The following is a 19,556-nucleotide window of genomic DNA, read 5'->3' as shown; positions in this document are numbered from 1 at the left end:
AGAAAATTTGAACCCTGCATTCAGAATATTAAAAAATTTAACGAAAAGATATTGCAATGGCTCCGATTATCTGGTAAAGTGATTTTTGACCGAATGACCGAAAAGGTATTTTGGTCAGTTTTGAAATAAAGGCCAATCTAAAAAGATCAAGAAGGAGGGGTAAGCATGTCAGCTGTGGACCGTCGGAAGCAGGTGCTGGATGCTGCCTCCAAGTCGTTTGCTTTGTTCGGATATAAAGCGACGACGATGGAACAGGTGGCGAAGATTGCAAATGTAGGGAAAGGTACGATCTACACGTTTTTCACGAATAAGGATGAGCTGTTTGACGAGATTTTGCTGTCGGCCATTATGGAGATGAAGCGTATTGCCGAGCGGGAGATCCGGAAGGACAGAGATTTCTTCGACAATCTGTATCGGGTGCTGGATGCGCTGCTTGAATTCCGAGGCGAGCATGAGCTGTTCATTAAGCTATCGCAAGAGGTACGGGATATTGGCACGCCGAAGGCGCATGAAGGGTTGACGAAGGTGGAGAACGGGATCGTCGGATATCTCGAGGGAATTGTGGAGCAGGCCATATCGATCGGTGAGCTCAAGCCGCTGGATGCTCAAGTGGTATCCTTCGTGATGCTGAAACTGTACGTTGCCCTCACGACGGACTTCAATCAGCTTCACAAGCCGCTGAGCAAGGAACAGATCAAGGAATATATGATGGTGTTCTTGGCTGACGGATTGAAGGCTACTTCATAAGAAGGATACAGGAACCTCCTTCGTGATGAGGAAGGCGGACTCTCTAGGCTTGAGGGATCGTCTTCCTTGCCAGGGATCGTTTTTTTTTGGCCTAAACTGACTGATTGAGGATATTGGTCATTCTGTACTGGAATGTGATCTGCCATGCTGCAGATTCATGTCGGCTGGTTATCTAGAGAAAAAAAGGAGAGAGACTGGGATGAAGTCATTATCTGTATTTGCAAAAGATCTTGGCGCTGCCGTTCGGAATAAAAAAATATTGATTCCGATCATCGCGGTGCTGTTCATACCGGTCATGTACAGCGGTATGTTCCTCGGGGCCTTCTGGGACCCGTACGGCAAGATGGAGGATTTGCCCGTTGCGGTCGTCAATAACGACCAGGGCGCTGTTTTTGAAGGAAAGACGCTGCACGCCGGCGAGGATTTGGTTGCCGAGCTGAAGAAGGGAAAAGATTTTAATTGGCAATTCGTTAATCGGCAGGAAGCGGAGCAGGGCATGCAGGATAACAAGTACTACATGACCATCAGCATCCCCGAGAATTTCTCCCAGCAGGCGACAACTTTAATGGATGAACATCCGCAGCCTGCGCAGATCGTATTTGAGCCGAATGAAGGCTACAACTTCCTGGCGGCCCAGATCGGCGGATCTGCGGTGAAGCAGATTCAGTCCAAGGTGTCCGCGAAAGTGACGGAAGCCTATACGGAAACCCTGTTCGATCAAGCAGCCAAGGTATCCGATGGCTTGAGCGAAGCGGGAGACGGTGCAACCAAGATATCCGAAGGTGCCGTGAAGCTGGATGACGGTGCCGTGAAGCTGAAGGAAAATCTGGCTAAACTCGTCAGCGGCACACAGGAGCTTCAGGATGGAATCGCGCCTTTGACCAAAGGCGTGCAGGAGCTGAATAACGGTGCAGGCAAGTTGAACGCAGGAGCGGGTACGCTCGCTTCCGGCTTGGATCAGCTTAAAGCGGGTCACAGCAAGCTGCAAGCAGGAGCTGAGGAAGCAAGCAAGGGCGGTGCCAAGCTGCAAGCGGGAATTGAATCTGCCGCTGCCGGCAGCACCACTCTGAATGAAGGCCTGCAAGCCAACCAAGCAGGGGCTTCCCAGCTTGCGGCAGGCGCGAAAAGCGCTCATGAAGGCAGCAGCAGCCTGAAAGCCGGGCTGAATCAATCGCTGGAGGCTACGGCTTCATTGGAGCAAGGCGCTAAGGCCGTTGCAGACGGATTGAAGAAGCTGGCTGAAAGCAATCCGGAGCTGGCGCAGAGTCCGGAGGTTCAGCAGCTGCTGGCAGCGAGCCAATCCGTTGCCACCGGCACAAGCGGGCTGAATGCCGGCCAGAAACAGCTCGCACAAGGCGCAGCCGAGCTGAATCAAGGCACGCTGCAGCTGCAGGAAGGCGCCGGCAAGCTGAGCGCGGGAGCGAGTCAGCTGGCTGAAGGCGGCAAACAGCTCGCAGCTGGCGGTCAAGAGCTGCTGGCAGGTGCCAAACAGCTGAGCGCCGGCCAAAGCCAATTGGCTGACGGCATGAAGCTGTTCGGCACGAAGCTGAGCGAAGCGGCAGCTGGAGGTAAACAGCTCGCAAGCGGAGCTGCCACCCTTTCGCAAGGGACGCAGCAGCTTGCAGGAGGAGCGGGCAAGCTCGGAAATGGCGTTACAACGCTAGCCGACGGCTCGAAAAAGCTGGATTCCGGAGCCGGTGAGCTGGTAAACGGGATGAATGAATTGAAGGAAGGCAGCGGAGAGCTTGCAGGCAAGCTGAACGAGGCTGCCGACAAGACAGGCGATATCAAAACAACTGACGAAACGGTCACCATGTTTGCCGGACCGGTACAGGTTGAAGAGCACAAGGTGAACGAAGTGCCGAACTACGGTACGGGATTCGCGCCATACTTCCTGTCGCTCGGTTTGTTTGTCGGAGCCTTGCTCTGTACGATTATCCTGCCGATCCGCGAAGCATCGGTACCGAACGCATCGGGTTGGAACCGGTTTGTCAGCCGTACGCTTTCCTTTGCCGGAATGGGATTGATTCAAGCGCTGCTGGCATCGGTCGTTATGCTGTACGGATTGAAGCTTGAGGTGCAGAGCGTTCCACTCTTCTATCTCTTCTCCATCATCACGAGTTTGTCGTTCATGTTCCTGGTGCAAATGTTTGTAACCTGGCTGGATCAGCCTGGACGCTTCGTCGTCATCGTTATCCTGATCCTCCAATTGACTACAAGCGCAGGCACGTTCCCGGTAGAGCTGATTCCGAACTGGATGAAGGCATTGAATCCGCTGCTGCCGATGACTTACAGCGTAAAAGGCTACAAGGACGTCATATCCACAGGAAGTTTCGACGGCATGTGGGCGAATGTGGGTGTACTGGCCGGATTCGGTCTCGTATTCCTGGCTCTGACCGCCGTGTACTTCCTGGCTACCCGAAACAACAAGAAAGCAGCAGACACCGATACAGCGTTGACTGCATAAGCAAGATATCTATTATATGAAGGAAGAGGATTTCCCCGAAGGTCGAGCAGATCTCGGGGAAGTCTTTTTTTTTTGATGCTCGGGCGTAGCGGGAGCATGGAGAACCAACCTTAGAGTTGCATCATCTTATATTGGATCATGGTGATGATGATCACTTGCCTCTCCCGTTGGAGAGAAGTTGAAGGGAAAAGACCAGCGGATGGTTTTGAAAATGAGATAAGGTGAACAAAAACGCCTGTTCGGAATGTTTTATTTGCATGTTTTTTTGCACTATTCTACATAAGTTTTAACTGTGTGTTGTGATAACTCTCATAAAAACAATTCTTATCAAATTCATAAAAACTTTGAATTGCCTGCACTGTATGACGGTGATAAAATATATAGAACTAATAAATCTTACGTGTCAGGTAAATGTTACCCCTTGCCGCTTTTGCACAATACTGCATCACCTCATGACAGTGTGTCCGCTGCAGGAGAGGATTGATGTCCAACCTTTAATAGGTTGTTCAAAAAGTCCGCTTTTGATAAGAAACCAATCGAGGCAAATTCAAGGCTGGGCGACCGCGATTCAGAAGTAGGTTTTCTTGCGATATAGAATTTCATCAACTCCGTTGATAACTTATAAATCCTATATCTATCACGAAATGAATCAGGAAGCCACTCGGCATCGAATCTTGAATTCAGCCGGGCCTTCCGGTGCTCACGTACCAAAAACGTACGCTCCACTCCTCAGTCCCTAGCTTCATCCAATCTTCTCGGTGCTGAAAACCGACCTTTTTGAACACGCACTTTATGTTTTCTGTTATTGATCAGCAGCATTTTATTCTATACAAAGAAAGGTTGCATCTTATGAAACATACTGATTTTCCCCAGAAACAGGGCCTCTATGATCCGCAGTTTGAAAAAGATGCTTGCGGTATGGGTTTTGTTGCCCATATCAAAGGTAAGCCATCCCATGAAATCGTTAGCAGCGCGCTGACCATGCTTGCCAATATGGAGCATCGCGGCGGACAGGGCAGCGAGCCGAACTCCGGTGACGGCGCTGGGATTATGCTGCAAATTCCTCACTCCTTCTTCTCCGCCGAAGCAGCGAAGCTGGGCTTTGAGCTTCCGGAAGCCGGGCATTATGGTGCCGGCATGCTGTTCCTATCCCATGACCCTGCCGTCCGTTCGGCCCATGAGGATCAGTTGGCTTCGATTATTGCTGAAGAAGGCCAGACCCTCCTTGGATTCCGCGATGTCCCGACGCATGATGAAATGCTGGGTAAATCGGCAAAAGCGGCAAAGCCGTACGTCCGCCAAGTGTTCATCGGACGAAGCTCCGACATTCAGGATGATCTCTCGTTTGAGCGCAAGCTGTATGTCATCCGCCGCCGCGCCGAGCTGGCTATCCGTTACAGCGGCAAGCCCGAAGGCGACAGCTTCTATGTATCCAGCCTGTCCTGCCGGAAGATCGTATACAAAGGCATGTTAACGACGGAGCAGGTAGGGGAATTTTACCTGGATCTGCAGCAAGAGGGATTGGAATCCGCTATTGCGCTGATTCACTCCCGTTTCAGTACGAACACGTTCCCAAGCTGGGAACGCGCGCATCCGTACCGCTTCATGATTCACAACGGCGAGATCAACACACTGCGCGGGAATGTAAACTGGATGCACGCCCGTCAATCGCTGTTCGAGCATGAACTGTTCGGAAGCGATCTCGAGAAGGTTAAACCTGTCATCAACCCGGACGGATCCGATACCGGGATGTTCGATAATACATTTGAATTCCTGTATCTCAGCGGTCGTTCCCTGCCGCATGTGGCCATGATGATGGTCCCTGAGCCATGGAGCAACCATGAGAGCATGGACAAGACCAAAAAAGCATTCTATGAATACCACAGCACGCTGATGGAGCCATGGGACGGCCCGGCTGCGATGGCGTTCACGGACGGCGTTCAGATCGGGGCTACCCTGGACCGGAACGGACTGCGTCCATCCCGTTATTATGTAACAAAGGATGATCTGATCATTCTGTCCTCCGAAGCGGGCGTTCTGGATATTCCGCCGGAAAACGTGCTGTACAAGGACCGCTTGCGTCCTGGCCGGATGCTGCTCGTTGACACGAAGGAAGGCCGGATCATCTCTGACGAAGAGGTCAAAGCAAGCATCGCCGCGGAACTTCCGTACTCTGAATGGCTGGATGAGCATCTGGTAGAGCTTCATGATCTCCCTGACGCGCCGGAGCTGCCGGATCCGAAGCATGAAAATGTACGTCAGCTGCAGCAAGCCTTCGGTTACACGTATGAGGAGCTGCGCAAAGTCATTGAGCCGATGGCGATCACGGGTGCGGAAGCTGTCGCATCCATGGGATACGATGCACCGCTTGCGGTGTTGTCCGACCGTCCGCAGCGGCTGTTCAACTACTTCAAGCAGATGTTCGCCCAGGTGACGAACCCGCCGATTGATGCGATTCGTGAAGAACTGGTCACTTCAACGGCAACAACGATCGGTCCGGAGCGCAATCTGCTGAAGCCCGAGCCCGAGAGCTGCCGTCACATCCGTCTGGATTCGCCGGTGCTATCGAATGAAGATTTTGCGAAGCTGCGCCACGTTCGCCGTCCCGGCTTCAAGTCCATGACCATTCCGATATTCTTCCCGGCAGCGGAAGGAGCAGAAGGGCTTCGTCAAGCGATCAATACCCTCTGCGAGGCAGCGGACCGGGTTATTGCCAAGGGTCATAACATCTTGATTTTGTCGGACCGCGGGGTGGATAAAGATAATGCAGCGATTCCATCGCTGCTTGCCGTATCGTCACTCCACCATCATCTGATCCGTCAGGGAACCCGGACCAAGGTGGCGATCCTGCTTGAATCCGGTGAGCCTCGCGAAGTACATCATTACGCCCTGCTGCTCGGATACGGCGTGAGCGCGGTCAACCCGTATCTGGCGTTCGAAACATTGGATGACATGATTGCGGAAGGCATGCTTCGCGGGATCTCGCATGAGAAAGCCGTGAAGAATTACATTAAAGCGGCAAGCAAGAGCGTCGTTAAAGTTTTATCGAAAATGGGGATTTCCACGATCCAATCATATCGCGGAGCCCAAATCTTTGAGGCTGTCGGCCTCAAAGAAGATTTCGTAGAAAGCTATTTCACACGGACGCCGTCCCGGATCGGGGGGATCGGTCTTGAAGAAGTGGCTAAGGAAACCCTGGCTCATCACGAGCGTGCCTTTACTGATAAGGACGGGAACGATAAAGCGCTGGATTCAGCGGGCGAATATCAATGGAGAGCTGACGGGGAAGAGCATTTGTTCAACCCGAGGACCATCCATTTGCTGCAGCAGGCTGTCCGCACCAATGACTACGCAACCTACAAGAAATACGCAGAGCTTGTGAAAGGTGAGAATGAGCAGCATCTTACGCTGCGCTCACTGCTCGAAATTAAGCCGGTCGGCGAGCCGGTACCACTGGATGAGGTTGAATCCGTAGAATCCATCATGCGCCGATTCAAGACGGGCGCGATGTCATTCGGCTCGATCAGCAAGGAAGCGCATGAGAGCCTTGCGATCGGGATGAACCGCATCGGAGGCAAGAGCAATACGGGTGAAGGCGGAGAGGATCCGGCCCGTTTCATTCCGGATGCCAACGGCGATTCCCGCCGCAGCGCCATCAAGCAGGTGGCTTCGGGACGTTTCGGCGTAACCTCCAACTACCTGGTGAACGCAGACGAAATCCAGATTAAGATGGCGCAGGGCGCGAAGCCGGGCGAGGGCGGACAGCTCCCGGGCCGTAAAGTGTATCCTTGGGTAGCCGAGGTTCGCGGTTCGACGCCGGGTGTTGGCCTGATCTCGCCGCCGCCGCATCATGATATCTACTCCATTGAGGATTTGGCAGAGCTTATTTACGACCTGAAGAACTCCAATCCGCGTGCGGATATCAACGTGAAGCTCGTATCCGAGGTGGGTGTGGGCACGATCGCTGCAGGTGTTGCGAAGGGCCGCGCGGATATCATTCTGGTCAGCGGTTACGATGGCGGTACGGGGGCTTCGCCGCAAGGCTCGATCCGTCATGCCGGTATGCCTTGGGAGCTTGGCCTTGCCGAAACCCATCAGACGCTCATCATGAACAATCTGCGTGACCGGGTCGTGCTCGAGACAGATGGCAAAATGCTGAACGGACGCGACTTGGTGGTAGCGGCTCTGCTTGGAGCCGAAGAGTATGGGTTCTCTACGGCACCATTGGTTGCCATCGGGTGTATCATGATGCGTGTGTGTCAAATGGACACCTGCCCGGTTGGCGTAGCCACTCAGAATCCGGAGCTGCGTAAGAACTTTACAGGAGATCCGGAGCATGTTGCCAACTTTATGCGCTTTGTCGCTCAAGACATGCGCGAGCTGATGGCAGAGCTGGGTTTCCGCACCATTAATGAGATGATTGGACGTACCGACTGCCTGGATGCCGTCAAAGCGGATCATCACTGGAAGAAGAAAGGCGTGGATATCTCCGCATTGCTGTATACGCCGGAGCTTCCGGAAGGCAGCACTCGCTATCGCAGTCAAAGACAGAATCATGGCTTGGAAGAAACGCTGGATATGCGTTCGCTGCTTGGCAGCGCTGCGCCTGCATTGGAATCGGGAGCGGCGGTGGAAGGCACCTTCCCAATCACAAACGTGGATCGTGCAGTGGGTACGATTCTGGGCAGTGAAGTCACGCGCAAATACGGCGCTGCCGGACTGCCGGAAGACACGATTCGTTTTAACTTCGTGGGGTCCGCAGGCCAGAGCTTTGGTGCCTTTGTGCCAAAAGGGATGACACTGACGGTTGAAGGAGATGCGAATGACTATATCGGTAAAGGCCTTTCCGGCGGCAAACTGATCGTGAAGCCGTCACCGAAAGCAACCTTCAAAGCCGAGGAGAATATCATTGCCGGTAATACCGCGTTTTATGGTGCTACAGGCGGCGAAGCCTACGTAAGAGGCATTGCCGGCGAGCGCTTTGCCGTTCGTAACTCGGGTGCGAGCATTGTGGTTGAAGGCGTCGGCGATCATGGCTGTGAATACATGACCGGCGGCCGGGTAGTCGTTCTCGGTGAAACCGGACGAAACTTCGCGGCCGGTATGTCCGGTGGGGTTGCCTACGTCTATGATCCTGAAGGAACTTTTGTGGATCGCTGCAATCTGGAAATGGTACTTCTTGAGCGCGTAGAGGAAACAGCAGAAGCGGAAGCACTCCATCATCTTATCCGGCAGCATGAGCAGTACACGGGCAGTGTGCCTGCACAGCAAATTCTGGGGGATTGGGATCAGGCGCTGAGCCGCTTTGTCCGTATCATTCCGAAGGATTACAAACGCATGCTGCTGCATATCGAGAAGGCTCAAGACCAAGGGCTGGCAGGTGAAGCTGCGCTTCTCGCCGCATTTGAAGCAAATATGAAAGAGTTGGCTCGTACAGGGAACTAACATCTGATGAGAGATCAGCTGATACCACATTGTGTTCTTTAATGAATGCAATGTGGTTTTTTTTCATATATAAATAAGTTACGATGGTATTGTTTTTAGAAATTATGCTTTTCAGCAAAATATTCCAAAAGAAAATTCGACAAAATTAGAACCGGAAGCATAGGACAAAGGCTCCATAAGACGACAGCATCATGTGGATTCGTTCGTTATAATATTGGTAAGTAAGTTGTTTAGTAGGTTGTTGCTATATACATGGTAATTTCAACAAGTATTGGCAGCTGGGATGGAGAGGAAATTATAGATAAGCGAGGTAGTTGTGGAAATGAGTGTGGACAAGGAGAGAGGCTCCGGAAGCACCGAGCAGCGGCTTGACCAGCAGAAAACGAACATCGACATCAATAAGCTCATGACTCAATTGGGAATCCATCCTGATAAATGGCTGCAAATGGAGGAATTACGAAAAGATTAAATATGATCTTACGAAGGCAAAAAAATCCCCGGCATGTAGTGATGAGCGTATCCTACATGGCGGGGATTTTGTAGTTCTTAGGCATGAGCATTATTTCATGGCTCGTTCCATGCGAACAAATGCAATGAATCGCTTGGCTTCATCTTCGGTTAGCTTACGACCGTCCACCGTAAGGTTAAAGCGTTCCAATAAATCCTCATCGGATAGTTCAAGTCCGTCCACAAATGATCGAACCTCCGCATCTAGCACCGTTTTTTCCTGTGTCGTTCTCCCGATCAGATAATCTATGGATACGTCAAACAGATCTGCCAGGCGGGTCAATGTTTCGAAATCAGGCTTGCGCCGATTTTTTTCATAATGGGATAGTGCAGCACGTGTAATACCGACAGAGGTAGCGAGTTCTTCCTGAGTCCAACCATGCTGTTCACGTAATTCTGATATTCGTTCTCCGTAGTTCACGCATTGATCCCCCTTTCGAATGGCTTTGTATCTATAGAAGCTAGTTGGATAGATCTATAAGACGAAATTGCCGATTTATTATAAACATAAAAAGACTACTTTTTATTGACTAGATACAATGTGTATCGTATTATAAACATTAATGAGATACATATTGTATCTGCATTGTAAAGGTTTGGGTACAGTTAGTATCATTTTATCCAGTGCAGAAATGTCCCATACCAAAAAATTATAATAAGGAGCGGATGGGTGACCTCCAATGTTACGAGAACGGCAACACCAAATTACGGTAAGGATTAAAGTCATGAAGATCGGGCAATTAACCATTCATGGGAAAAGTCATTCCGTTACACCGCTAGAGCTGCTGCCCAGTGGTCTTGTATTCCTATGTCCTTGGGAAATACCGATTCATTCTAATATTATATTGGGTTACGAAATTGACGATAATGTGGATCATATTCTGCTTTCGGGCCACATTGAATCAAGGGGGCTCTTTTATGGACGCCAATTGTATCATACTGAATTCCATACAGACGGCGATAAAAAGACCCGTATCGTGGGTATGTTGAACCGAATGATGTTCAGTCACAGCGAGTCGAATAAAATGAGTCTCTATAACTGAAACGTAATTCATGGATTGCCTGCAGCGAACAGGGAATCCCGATGCATCATTATCATGGTTTATTGCTATTCTACTATATTTATGTTGCTTGGTCATTAGTTCTTTTACCTTAAATCCGTATGCATGATGTGGGATAGGTTTTAGAATATCGTTGTTTTTCTCCTATTAATAATGAGACTTCATCGTATAATTTCATATGTAGATTTGTAACTAATCTCGAATCGGAGTTGTATATTTAGTTCATTGTAATCATGAAACATCCTCGATACATCTTTCTGCTGGTTTCCCTTCTCCTAATCTATCTTTGTTCAAGATGATTTCACTGTATTTATGTATTCTTTAAGTCGTGATTCAACATCGACCTTTAACGGGACAGTATAAGGTCAACGCAATGGAGGCATCACTGGATGAAAATGACAAGGAAATGGGTCCTGTGGCTGCTGGCTATTCTTATACTGCTGCCTTCAGCTTATCTTCTGTATACGTATCAATCCATTAAGTCGACAGCAGTTCGGATTTACGAAGAGCGGGAGCCCTCGCCTGTAGTTCCAACATTCGTACATGACCGGACGACTATTCAGGTCGGAGAGAAAAACATGAAGGACGCTGATCCATTTACTGTTCTGGTTTTGGGTGTAGACCAAAGGCCCTATGATCGTGGACGATCCGACGTCATGATATTAATGGCAGTAAACCCTGCAAAGGGGTCAGTACTTATTTTTAATATTCCACGTGATACCAGGACTGATATCGTAGGACATGGAACGGTGGATAAAATTAACCATGCCTATGCCTTTGGGGGCGTTGAGATGTCGATCAGCAGCGTGGAGAATTTTTTGCAATTCCCTATCGATTACTACATTAAAGTGGACATGGAGGGCTTCTCCAGCATTGTAGATTCATTGGGTGGAGTTACCGTGGATAACCATATGCGGTTCGAATATGCGGGCTATGACTTTGATCAGGGGAAGTTGAACTTAAACGGTGAGGAAGCATTGGCATTCTCGCGTATGCGGTTTGAAGATCCTAAAGGGGATTTAGGCAGGAATGCAAGGCAGCGGGAGGTTCTGAAGGGGATCTTAAATAAGTTGATAAGGATTTCGACGGTCTTTAAACTGGAATCACTTCTGGATAACATTGGGAACAGCGTCAAAACGGATATTTCGTTTGAAGAGATGAAGATGTTTGTAACAGAGTACCGTCAAAAACTGAAAAAGGTTGAGCAGGTTGAAATCGCAGGCCATGGACAAAAAATGAATGGAATTTGGTATTATATCGTCGGTGATCAAGAACGAGAAAAGATAACGTCTACGTTACAAGCGTATATGGAATGACTCGTAACACAAAACCCCCTTTTTGAGTAGAGGGGGTTTTTGTGTGTGGAGTAGAATATCGAAGTTTTAGGTTGTTTTGATAATTTTTGAGTGGGGGGATTGAACAGACTATCTTCCAATGATTTGATCAATCGTGGTTTGAAATACGTCCGCTAATCTTGTTAGCGTTTCCAAGTTTGGTTCTCTGCGATCTTTCTCATAATGTGATAAAGAAGCCCGACTGATACCAATACGTTCGGATAGCTCTTCCTGGGTCCAACCTTTTTGCTCCCGCAATTTTGCAATGCGAGATCCATATGACATTCACAATCACCTCTCTACAGGTTCCATTAATTTAGAGGAAACCTATATCGTATAAAATATCTAATATGATACAAAATGTATCCTAAATTCCATCGATCGTCAATACATATTGTATCATTAATTAAAAATTTAGAAAAAAATGTATCTTTATCTTTCCGATTATCATGGTTATCCCAGGTCCTGTAGTCTCATCATAGTATGCTTGATTTAGGTTTGACAAAGAGTAACAATTTATATAGAATTTTTGTAGTGGATACATTTTGTATCATACTGTGCATAGATATAGATGCATCTATCCCGAAAGAGGAGATGACGGGATGAAAGAAGTGATGATGTATTGCGTCAGTTGCTGTCGGATGCTTCCTATTGCACAAAGCCACAGCTTGTATAAAACCGGATTCTATAAGCATAATGTTCCGGCGGGAGTCTGCAAGTCGTGTCAATCGGCTTTGTTGGTGCATCGCGAGTAGACGGCTCCATTAACAGCAATATAGGGGTCATGCATTCAACAATTTTGTCCTTTGCTCTAGTATTGTATAATTGTGGAGATTGCATGATACAAGGGCAAAGGAGAATAGATTACATGAAGCAGGAACCGCTGGTAAGACTGCTCGGGGTTACGAAGAAAATCTCGTCCAAGGTTTTGGTGGATAATGTGACTTTAGATATTCCATCTGGACAAATCTTCGGGTTTCTTGGACCGAACGGGGCTGGCAAGACAACGACCATTCGGATGATGGTCGGGCTGATGTCTATTACTCAAGGGGATATTACCATCGGGGGTTACAGCATACGGAACAATTATGAGCAGGCAGCCGCCCAGATTGGCGCGATTGTCGAGAACCCGGAGATGTATAAATTTTTGTCTGGTTATAACAACCTGAAGCATTATGCGCGCATGATGCAGGGCATTACCAAGGAGCGTATCGAAGAGGTAGTGGAACTCGTAGGGCTAGGGAATCGGATTCATGAGAAAGTGCAGACCTATTCGCTGGGGATGCGTCAACGACTCGGCGTGGCGCAGGCACTGCTGCACCGGCCGAAGCTTCTGATCCTGGACGAGCCTACGAATGGCTTGGACCCGCAGGGCATTCGGGAGCTGCGAGATTATTTGCGCAGATTGACGCAGGAGGAAGGGACGACCGTATTTGTCTCCAGTCATTTGCTGTCCGAGATGGAGCTGATGTGTGATACCGTTGGCATTATACGTCACGGCAAGCTGATTGATATCCGGCAGCTGCGGACGGCTGAGGGAGAGCGTGTGTTTGAAGAGACGGCATTTACCGTCAATGACGCGGAAGCAGCGGCGGCGCTGCTCCAAGAATTTCAAGCGTCGGCCCGCGATCACCGAATCATTGTCCGCGGTGACGAGAATATGATTGCGGATATCAACGCGACATTGGTCGGAGCCGGCATACGGGTCTATGCCATACAGCCGGTGACCCGGTCCCTTGAGGATCAATTCTTGGAAATGACGGGAGGGGGATTCGTTGTTGAATAACTTTACCCGTCTTGTAGCCAATGAGAATATGAAAATTTACTATCGCGTACGGACATGGGTCATGCTGGCGATTCTTCTCTTGTTTAATGTGGCCATGCCTGCCATGCTGTACTTTACGAATGCGCCAATGGATGTCTGGACCGTATTCACATGGACGGAGAGTTTCACCATCTACCTGAGTACGATCTTCACGGTGATCATCGCAGCGGATATCGTGGCAGGGGAGTTTGCCGGAGGGACCATCAAATTGCTGCTGATTCGGCCGTGGAGCCGAGGGAAGATTCTGTTGTCCAAATTCACCGCTCTGCTTCTATTCGGTCTGCTCTGTGCAGGAATCACGGCTGTGGTAGGGATCGCTATGTCGCTGCTGTTATTCTCCGGAAATACCGGATGGTCGGGCGGATTCGAGGGATCTTCGATGAACAATTCGCTGCTTCTCCTGCTGACCGATACGACCCAGGCGCTGGTCATCTCGCTGATTGCGTTTATGCTTTCTACGGTGTTTCGTTCTGGCGGTTTGGCGATTGGCTTATCGCTGCTGGTTCTGTTCACCAAGGATATTTTCGGCTTTATCTTTAATCCGGAGCGGTTTGCATGGGCGAAGTACTTACTCTTTCTCCACACCGACCTGAGCGGTTACATTCAGTCGCCGGTCGGACCGGGGGGAGTTGGGCTCGGTTTCTCCATCACGATTCTGGTTGTTTATAGCCTGTTGTTCATGCTCATCTCTTGGTTGGCCTTTACGAGGAGAGACGTTGCAGCTTAATTTATGAATAAGAAAAGAGCTCCTTCTGCCCGTGTGAACATGGATGGGAAGGGGCTCTTTGATTATGCCGGCTGAAAGAACTAGCCGCTCTATATAAAACTGCCGGGTTCGAGTGGTCGTCCATACGCTTAGGTTAACCTGCTTCCGAACGCTGAAGCGGCAGTGTGGTGTCCGTTGACTCCGCAGCATCTTGATTGGAGGTTGGATGGTCCATCCGGCTTGCTCCATTCAGGAGTCCGCCTTCCATAACGATCAGGGAAGCGGCGTAAACATCCCCGTACATTTGTCCCGTAGGCGTAATGGTCAGTTTGTTTTCTGCCGTTACATCGCCATACACCTTGCCGGCCACGATGACCTCCCGAGCGGAGATATTGGAGCGTGCAATGGCTTCTTCGCCGATCGTGACACAGCCTTGGCTTTCGATGGAGCCGTTAAAGCGGCCATCAATCCGCAGGTTTTCTTCGCATTGAAGCACACCTTCCACTTCGCTTCCCGGCCCAATCAGCGTATCCGTTCGCTCTGAAGCCCGCTTGTTCTTGTTTTTCTTTTTCATATTATATTCCTCCTCATCAAGAATGAATGTTGTTACTGCAGATAAGGCAACGGGTCAATCGTCTGGTTGTTTTTGACGACCTGAAAATGAAGATGAGGGCCTGTGCTTCGCCCGGAGGAACCCAGCTTGCCGATGGTATCACCTTGATCGACATGATCGCCTACCGACACGTCCAGACTGTCCAGATGCATGTACCAGGTCTCCAGCCCATTCGGGTGTTTGACGACGATATAAAGCCCTCGAGCTCCGCCGCGTTCCGCTGCCGTCACCTCACCGGCACCGGCGGCATAGATCGGATCGCCGGTTTTACCGGCAATATCGATGCCGGCATGATAGGCCGAACGCCCGGTAAAAGGATCGCTCCGATAACCGAAATTCGATGTCAGCCGCTTAGAGGTGGTCGGCCATAGAGAAGGTGTGCCTTCACGTTTCTCCTGGGTTTCCTGAGCCTGATCCAGCGTACGCGGAATATGCTGCTCCATGCGAGAAATCAACTGCTGAATCTCCTCAAAATCATCCTGAGTCTCCTTCGCGAGACTTAACATTCCATTCTCATGAACGGCAATGAATTCCCCTCCGACATGCTGCTTATCCTCATCTGTGATGGAGGAGGTCTGTCCTGACAAGCTGCCGTGCTTCTGAATAAACTGCTGAAGCTCCTGCTCCAGCTGCTGAACGCGCTCCATCTGGACCTTCGTTTGCTCTGCTTCGCCCGACAGCTGAATGATGGCTTTGTTTAGACGTTCTATGGCTTCTTCCTTGTCGGTAACCGTTACTTCCATCTTTAAGGCTTCCAGGTTTTTGAGCATCAGCTGCTGCTCCAGCCCCGAGATCGTCTGGGCCGACTGGATCTGCAGGGAAACGATCAGTCCGGCGATGGACAAAATAGCGGCCGCGGGCACCGCTATCATTAGAGGCTTGGACAGATGGATCTGTTTGACTGAATGCTGGGCATCCCGAAGCACCAGCAAGGTTAAGCGTTGTTTACGGTGTGTGGTTTTCATGGCATCTCCCTTCCATACATCGTTTATGGATCATGGTACCCGCTAGACTTGGCCAGCTCCTTATCTAGTATGTATTCTATTCTTTCGAAGAACATGTCAAAAATTATTAGATAAGAGAATTTATTCAGTATGGTGCGCCATTGGGTAATTGAATAAATACATATGGAATTGGTCAATGATGTAGTGTAGTTAATCGATTCAAATACGACTATTATTCATGGTGAGGAGGCTGCCGGTATGGTGTGGCTTCTGGTTGCACTTATTACTTTTATTTTGCAGATGGTTGCAGTGCTGTTGCTGGAGTTTCGGAATCCGTCCAAGGCCGTGGCCTGGCTGTTTATTTTATTTTGCCTCCCATTGATCGGGTTTGTACTCTATTTCTTTGTGGCTAGGGACTATCAGAAGCGGTTGAAGATTCGCAAGCGGGGCTCCAGACTGTTTCAGGAGCTTAGGGGACACCTGTGGGATCGGGCCGCCGTTGTTTGGAACAAGGAAGGCATGAACAATGCTGAATTTCATCATAATGACCGTTTGTTCAATCTGCTCAATCACTTGTCGGAGAGTCCGATTACAGGCTGTAATCAGAGCCGCGTGTTGACGGATGGAGAAGAGACTTACGATGCCATGCTGCGTGCTATGGAACAGGCCAAAGACCACATCCATGTGGAGTTCTATATCTTTCGTCATGACCGGATCGGCACGAAGTTTCAGGAGGTCATGATCCGAAAGGCGCAAGAAGGCGTCAAGGTACGCCTGGTTTGTGACGGGCTTGGCAGTTATAAACTCAAGAAAACGTTCATTCGGCGGTTCAAGGAATCGGGAGTGGAGTTCTATTTCTTCCTGCCCGCCATGGTTTCGATGTTCAGCCGCAGAATCAATTACCGGAATCACCGTAAAATCGTCGTGGTGGACGGCATAATCGGTTTTCTTGGCGGGATTAACGTCGGGGACGACTATTTGGGCGAATATCCGAAAATGGGCTACTGGCGCGACACGCATCTGGAAGTAAAGGGAGATGCGGTTTACTTCCTGCAAAATGTGTTTCTGCATGATTGGAAGCTCGCATCCGGAGAGCGCATTGCGGATTTCGGGCTGTTCCCGGAGCATCAATGCACCGGGGATGAGCAAGTGCAAATATTGAGCAGCGGACCGGATCTGAACTGGAATGCCATCCAGGAGATGTGCTTTGGGGCAATATCCGTAGCCAAAGAACGAATATGGATCACCACGCCTTATTTCATACCGGATGAAGGAATATATGAGGCGCTGAAGACGGCGGCGGTGAGCGGTGTGGATGTGCGAATCATTATTCCCGATCGTGCCGATTCCCGTTTTGTGAAAATGGCGAGCTTGTCCTATGTGGAAGAGCTGCTGGCAGCGGGAGTTACCTTCTACGAGTATGAAAAAGGATTCATCCATGCCAAGGTGCTCATTGTGGACGAGCTTCTCGGCTCGGTCGGTACGGCGAATATGGATATGCGGAGTTTTTTCTGTAATTTCGAGCTGACCGCCGTACTGTTTGATCAGCTGCCCATCGAACGGTTGGTTGCGGATTTTAAGGAGGATCTCAAACAGAGCAGGCTTATCGATGCGGAGGTGTTCCGTCAGCGCGGAAGATGGCAGAAAGCTGCCGAAATATTATGCAGGATGCTGTCTCCCTTACTTTAGGTTTCACATCTTACGTGATATGTAAGAATGCAGGGCAAGCAAGTGAAATTCAGGAAGATGCCTGAAAGTTCTATGTCCAGCATTTGTTTATATGATAGAATATTTATAAGGGTTTCACTTATAAATATAAATTAGCTTATTTTTCATAAGTTGAACGGGGGAGATTTATGTCAAGTGATGTGAAGATTCTTGCACAAGTGAAAGCGGAGCAGCAGAAGCCGGAGAATCCCAAAGCAGGCTCAACCACCTTGAAGCTTCTCCGTCGTCTGGTGTTCTTAACTTTCGGTGCGGTACTAATGGCAGTAGGGCTGGAGATCTTTCTGGTGCCCAACAAAATTATTGACGGGGGCATTACCGGGATATCCATTATGGTTTCCCATATCACGGATTTTCCGCTCGGTATATTTCTGACCTTATTCAACCTTCCATTTTTGTTTATGGGATATAAACAGATCGGGAAAACTTTTGCATTATCCACGCTGTTCGCTGTAGTGGTCATGTCCATTGGAACTTATTTTCTGCATCCCGTCGATCCGATTACCATCGATCCGCTGCTAGCGGCCGTGTTCGGCGGCGTTCTGCTGGGGATCGGGGTTGGTCTTGTAATCCGGTCCGGCGGCTCCTTGGACGGCACGGAAATCGTAGCCATTCTGATCAACAAGAAGACACCGTTCTCTGTCGGTGAAATCGTGATGTTCATTAACGTATTTATTCTGGGCAGCGCAGGATTTATTTTCGGTTGGGATCATGCCATGTACTCGCTCATTGCTTATTACCTGGCGTTTAAACTGATTGACATTACAATCGAAGGCATCGATCAATCCAAATCGGTATGGATAATCAGTGATAAGCATAAGGAGATCGGTGATGCGTTAACCCAACGTTTGGGACGCGGCGTAACCTATCTGGATGGAGAGGGTGCTTATTCCGGGGACAGCAAGAAGGTTATCTTTGTTGTCATCACCCGTTTGGAAGAAGCGAAACTCAAATCCATCGTGGAGGATTGGGATTCCCAGGCTTTTGTTGCCATCGGAAACATCCATGATGTGAAGGGCGGCCGCTTTAAGAAGAAGGCCATACATTAATAACTTTAAAGTGCTATGTTCCACCCACGTTGAGAGTTAACCGGGTGGAGCATTTTTTTGTTTATGGGGTGTCTGTGTCAAGTGAAGCGTCTTCTTCTCCCGCCCATAATAACGTATGATTCTTGTCATCACCTGCACAGCCGCGGATTGACCGACAGCCTGGTTCACGGTTCCGGTGAAATAGAGTCCTGATTCAGGATGATGGAAGGCAAATGCGCCGGATTGACCCCAGTGACCAATGAGTCCCCGTCCGAGGCTGAATGGAGATAGCGGCTGTCTTGAAATGCCGGTGCCATAGAAAAAGGAGCCCGGTGTCCAGAGAAAATTCCATTGTCTCTGGAGTTCATCCAGATCACCTATCGGAAACAGTTCCCCGTTAAAAAAGGAGCGCAGGAACATCATCGTTTCCCTTGCCGTTGAGACGATGCCGCCTTCCGCTCCGATTGACGCCATATACAGAGGAAGGTCCAAACGTTTTTTCTTATAATAGAAAGGAACGGGGCTTGTATCCTCGGGATCATGAAAAAAATACGTCTGTGTCAGATTCAGCCTGTCGAAAATATACTCCTTGAATACGTTCTGAATGGGTTCGCCCTTGATATTCTCGATCATTCGGCCAAGCAGCCGGTAATTAGTGTCGGAATATTGGGCTTTATTTCTCTGGCCTGGTTTGAATTTGGGCTGTTGCCGTCTAGCCTCATCCAATGTTTTGTCCAGACTCCAAGCCTGATCATGCCCGGCGATGAGGTCGGAGAAGACCTTTCCAGAAAAATAGTCCGGAATGCCAGACGTATTGGACATTAACTGTTTGACGGTGATTTCTCCAGAGTAATCCTTGTTCTCCATCCTATGCAGTCCCGCCATGATCTCTTCGGGGAGGTACTGGCCGATCGGATCATCGAGCCCAATCCGCTGCTCGGCTCGTAATTTTAAGATTACGGCTGTCACGTATAATTTGGTCACGCTGGCAATGAAATAGCGGTCTTCAGTCTTCATTGCCCCGCCGCTGCTGACAAGGGATAGGGATTGTTCCTGGTCCTCGACGCACAGAACCGTGCTAAACACATTCTTTTTATTGGCGATCCGTTCCAACCATTCATCCAGAAGCGACTGCTCTAGGGCTCTTCCCATTC

The 19,556-nt window shown here is 49.5% G+C and carries 14 protein-coding genes and 1 pseudogene; 10 read left to right on the top strand and 5 right to left on the bottom strand.

The features are described 5' to 3' along the window. Window positions 1-165: 165 nt before the first annotated feature. The 4 genes from BJP58_RS14560 (at window position 166) to BJP58_RS14545 (ending at window position 9,128) form a co-directional block, all read left to right on the top strand. Entirely contained in the window at window positions 166-747 is a 582-nt protein-coding gene (locus BJP58_RS14560; protein WP_071222484.1) for a TetR/AcrR family transcriptional regulator, read from the top strand. A gap of 199 nt (window positions 748-946) precedes the next feature. Then, a complete protein-coding gene (locus BJP58_RS14555) occupies window positions 947-3,214 on the top strand; it encodes a YhgE/Pip domain-containing protein (protein WP_194544469.1) in 2,268 nt (755 codons plus the stop codon). An 849-nt stretch (window positions 3,215-4,063) separates the two neighbouring features. Beyond that, entirely contained in the window at window positions 4,064-8,659 is a 4,596-nt protein-coding gene (gene gltB, locus BJP58_RS14550) for a glutamate synthase large subunit (protein ID WP_194544468.1), read from the top strand. 322 nt (window positions 8,660-8,981) lie between these two features. Beyond that, window positions 8,982-9,128: a hypothetical protein gene (locus BJP58_RS14545; RefSeq protein WP_179090689.1), complete on the top strand. Its 147-nt coding sequence runs from the start codon at window positions 8,982-8,984 to the stop codon at window positions 9,126-9,128. Window positions 9,129-9,218: 90 nt separating this feature from the next. On the opposite strand, the gene BJP58_RS14540 is transcribed toward BJP58_RS14545, so the two are convergent. Continuing rightward, window positions 9,219-9,587 (bottom strand): helix-turn-helix domain-containing protein, encoded by a 369-nt coding sequence (locus BJP58_RS14540; RefSeq protein ID WP_076324736.1) that lies wholly within the window; start codon window positions 9,585-9,587, stop codon window positions 9,219-9,221. A 259-nt stretch (window positions 9,588-9,846) separates the two neighbouring features. Between BJP58_RS14540 and BJP58_RS14535 the strand changes: the two genes are divergently transcribed. Beyond that, a complete protein-coding gene (locus BJP58_RS14535; RefSeq protein ID WP_194544467.1) occupies window positions 9,847-10,209 on the top strand; it encodes a hypothetical protein in 363 nt (120 codons plus the stop codon). A 407-nt stretch (window positions 10,210-10,616) separates the two neighbouring features. Beyond that, window positions 10,617-11,543 carry an LCP family glycopolymer transferase gene (locus BJP58_RS14530; protein ID WP_194544466.1) on the top strand — a complete coding sequence of 309 codons (927 nt, stop codon included), beginning with the start codon at window positions 10,617-10,619 and terminating at the stop codon, window positions 11,541-11,543. A gap of 111 nt (window positions 11,544-11,654) precedes the next feature. Here BJP58_RS14530 and BJP58_RS14525 read toward each other — a convergent pair. Next, window positions 11,655-11,846, bottom strand: a pseudogene (locus BJP58_RS14525) (helix-turn-helix domain-containing protein); the annotation flags it as partial. A 583-nt stretch (window positions 11,847-12,429) separates the two neighbouring features. Here BJP58_RS14525 and BJP58_RS14520 point away from each other — a divergent pair. Both BJP58_RS14520 and BJP58_RS14515 read left to right on the top strand, forming a co-directional pair. Then, on the top strand, window positions 12,430-13,347 hold the full coding sequence (locus BJP58_RS14520; RefSeq protein WP_194544465.1) for an ABC transporter ATP-binding protein: 918 nt from the start codon (window positions 12,430-12,432) through the stop codon (window positions 13,345-13,347). After that, the gene (locus BJP58_RS14515; protein WP_233355078.1) at window positions 13,340-14,113 is read left to right on the top strand and encodes an ABC transporter permease; all 774 of its coding nucleotides are present in this window, start codon (window positions 13,340-13,342) and stop codon (window positions 14,111-14,113) included. The genes BJP58_RS14520 and BJP58_RS14515 overlap by 8 nt, the downstream gene beginning before the upstream one ends. A 133-nt stretch (window positions 14,114-14,246) precedes the next feature. Here the strand turns inward: BJP58_RS14515 and BJP58_RS14510 are convergent, their stop codons facing one another. Both BJP58_RS14510 and BJP58_RS14505 read right to left on the bottom strand, forming a co-directional pair. Further along, window positions 14,247-14,666: a bactofilin family protein gene (locus BJP58_RS14510; protein WP_071222492.1), complete on the bottom strand. Its 420-nt coding sequence runs from the start codon at window positions 14,664-14,666 to the stop codon at window positions 14,247-14,249. A 32-nt stretch (window positions 14,667-14,698) separates the two neighbouring features. Then, a complete protein-coding gene (locus BJP58_RS14505) occupies window positions 14,699-15,670 on the bottom strand; it encodes a M23 family metallopeptidase (protein ID WP_194544463.1) in 972 nt (323 codons plus the stop codon). Window positions 15,671-15,907: 237 nt separating this feature from the next. Here BJP58_RS14505 and cls point away from each other — a divergent pair, with 237 nt between their 5' ends. Further along, window positions 15,908-17,338: a cardiolipin synthase gene (cls, locus tag BJP58_RS14500; RefSeq protein WP_194544462.1), complete on the top strand. Its 1,431-nt coding sequence runs from the start codon at window positions 15,908-15,910 to the stop codon at window positions 17,336-17,338. Window positions 17,339-17,505: 167 nt separating this feature from the next. Then, window positions 17,506-18,423 carry a YitT family protein gene (locus BJP58_RS14495; RefSeq protein WP_113061072.1) on the top strand — a complete coding sequence of 306 codons (918 nt, stop codon included), beginning with the start codon at window positions 17,506-17,508 and terminating at the stop codon, window positions 18,421-18,423. 36 nt (window positions 18,424-18,459) lie between these two features. On the opposite strand, the gene BJP58_RS14490 is transcribed toward BJP58_RS14495, so the two are convergent. Beyond that, the gene (locus BJP58_RS14490) at window positions 18,460-19,554 is read right to left on the bottom strand and encodes a serine hydrolase domain-containing protein (RefSeq protein WP_194544461.1); all 1,095 of its coding nucleotides are present in this window, start codon (window positions 19,552-19,554) and stop codon (window positions 18,460-18,462) included. Window positions 19,555-19,556 lie beyond the last annotated feature (2 nt).

It is taken from the genome of Paenibacillus sp. JZ16 (assembly GCF_015326965.1).
GTDB lineage: Bacteria > Bacillota > Bacilli > Paenibacillales > Paenibacillaceae > Paenibacillus_AQ.
This window is presented reverse-complemented; position numbering and strand designations above follow the sequence as displayed.

Excerpts from the sequence above, each read along its gene's own strand:
- BJP58_RS14560 (WP_071222484.1), top strand. The coding sequence starts at position 166 with ATGTCAGCTGTGGACCGTCGGAAGCAGGTGCTGGATGCTGCCTCCAAG.
- BJP58_RS14555 (WP_194544469.1), top strand. The coding sequence starts at position 947 with ATGAAGTCATTATCTGTATTTGCAAAAGATCTTGGCGCTGCCGTTCGG.
- gltB (WP_194544468.1), top strand. The coding sequence starts at position 4,064 with ATGAAACATACTGATTTTCCCCAGAAACAGGGCCTCTATGATCCGCAG.
- BJP58_RS14545 (WP_179090689.1), top strand. The coding sequence starts at position 8,982 with ATGAGTGTGGACAAGGAGAGAGGCTCCGGAAGCACCGAGCAGCGGCTT.
- BJP58_RS14535 (WP_194544467.1), top strand. The coding sequence starts at position 9,847 with ATGTTACGAGAACGGCAACACCAAATTACGGTAAGGATTAAAGTCATG.
- BJP58_RS14530 (WP_194544466.1), top strand. The coding sequence starts at position 10,617 with ATGAAAATGACAAGGAAATGGGTCCTGTGGCTGCTGGCTATTCTTATA.
- BJP58_RS14520 (WP_194544465.1), top strand. The coding sequence starts at position 12,430 with ATGAAGCAGGAACCGCTGGTAAGACTGCTCGGGGTTACGAAGAAAATC.
- BJP58_RS14510 (WP_071222492.1), bottom strand. The coding sequence starts at position 14,666 with ATGAAAAAGAAAAACAAGAACAAGCGGGCTTCAGAGCGAACGGATACG.
- BJP58_RS14505 (WP_194544463.1), bottom strand. The coding sequence starts at position 15,670 with ATGAAAACCACACACCGTAAACAACGCTTAACCTTGCTGGTGCTTCGG.
- cls (WP_194544462.1), top strand. The coding sequence starts at position 15,908 with ATGGTGTGGCTTCTGGTTGCACTTATTACTTTTATTTTGCAGATGGTT.
- BJP58_RS14495 (WP_113061072.1), top strand. The coding sequence starts at position 17,506 with ATGTCAAGTGATGTGAAGATTCTTGCACAAGTGAAAGCGGAGCAGCAG.
- BJP58_RS14490 (WP_194544461.1), bottom strand. The coding sequence starts at position 19,554 with ATGGGAAGAGCCCTAGAGCAGTCGCTTCTGGATGAATGGTTGGAACGG.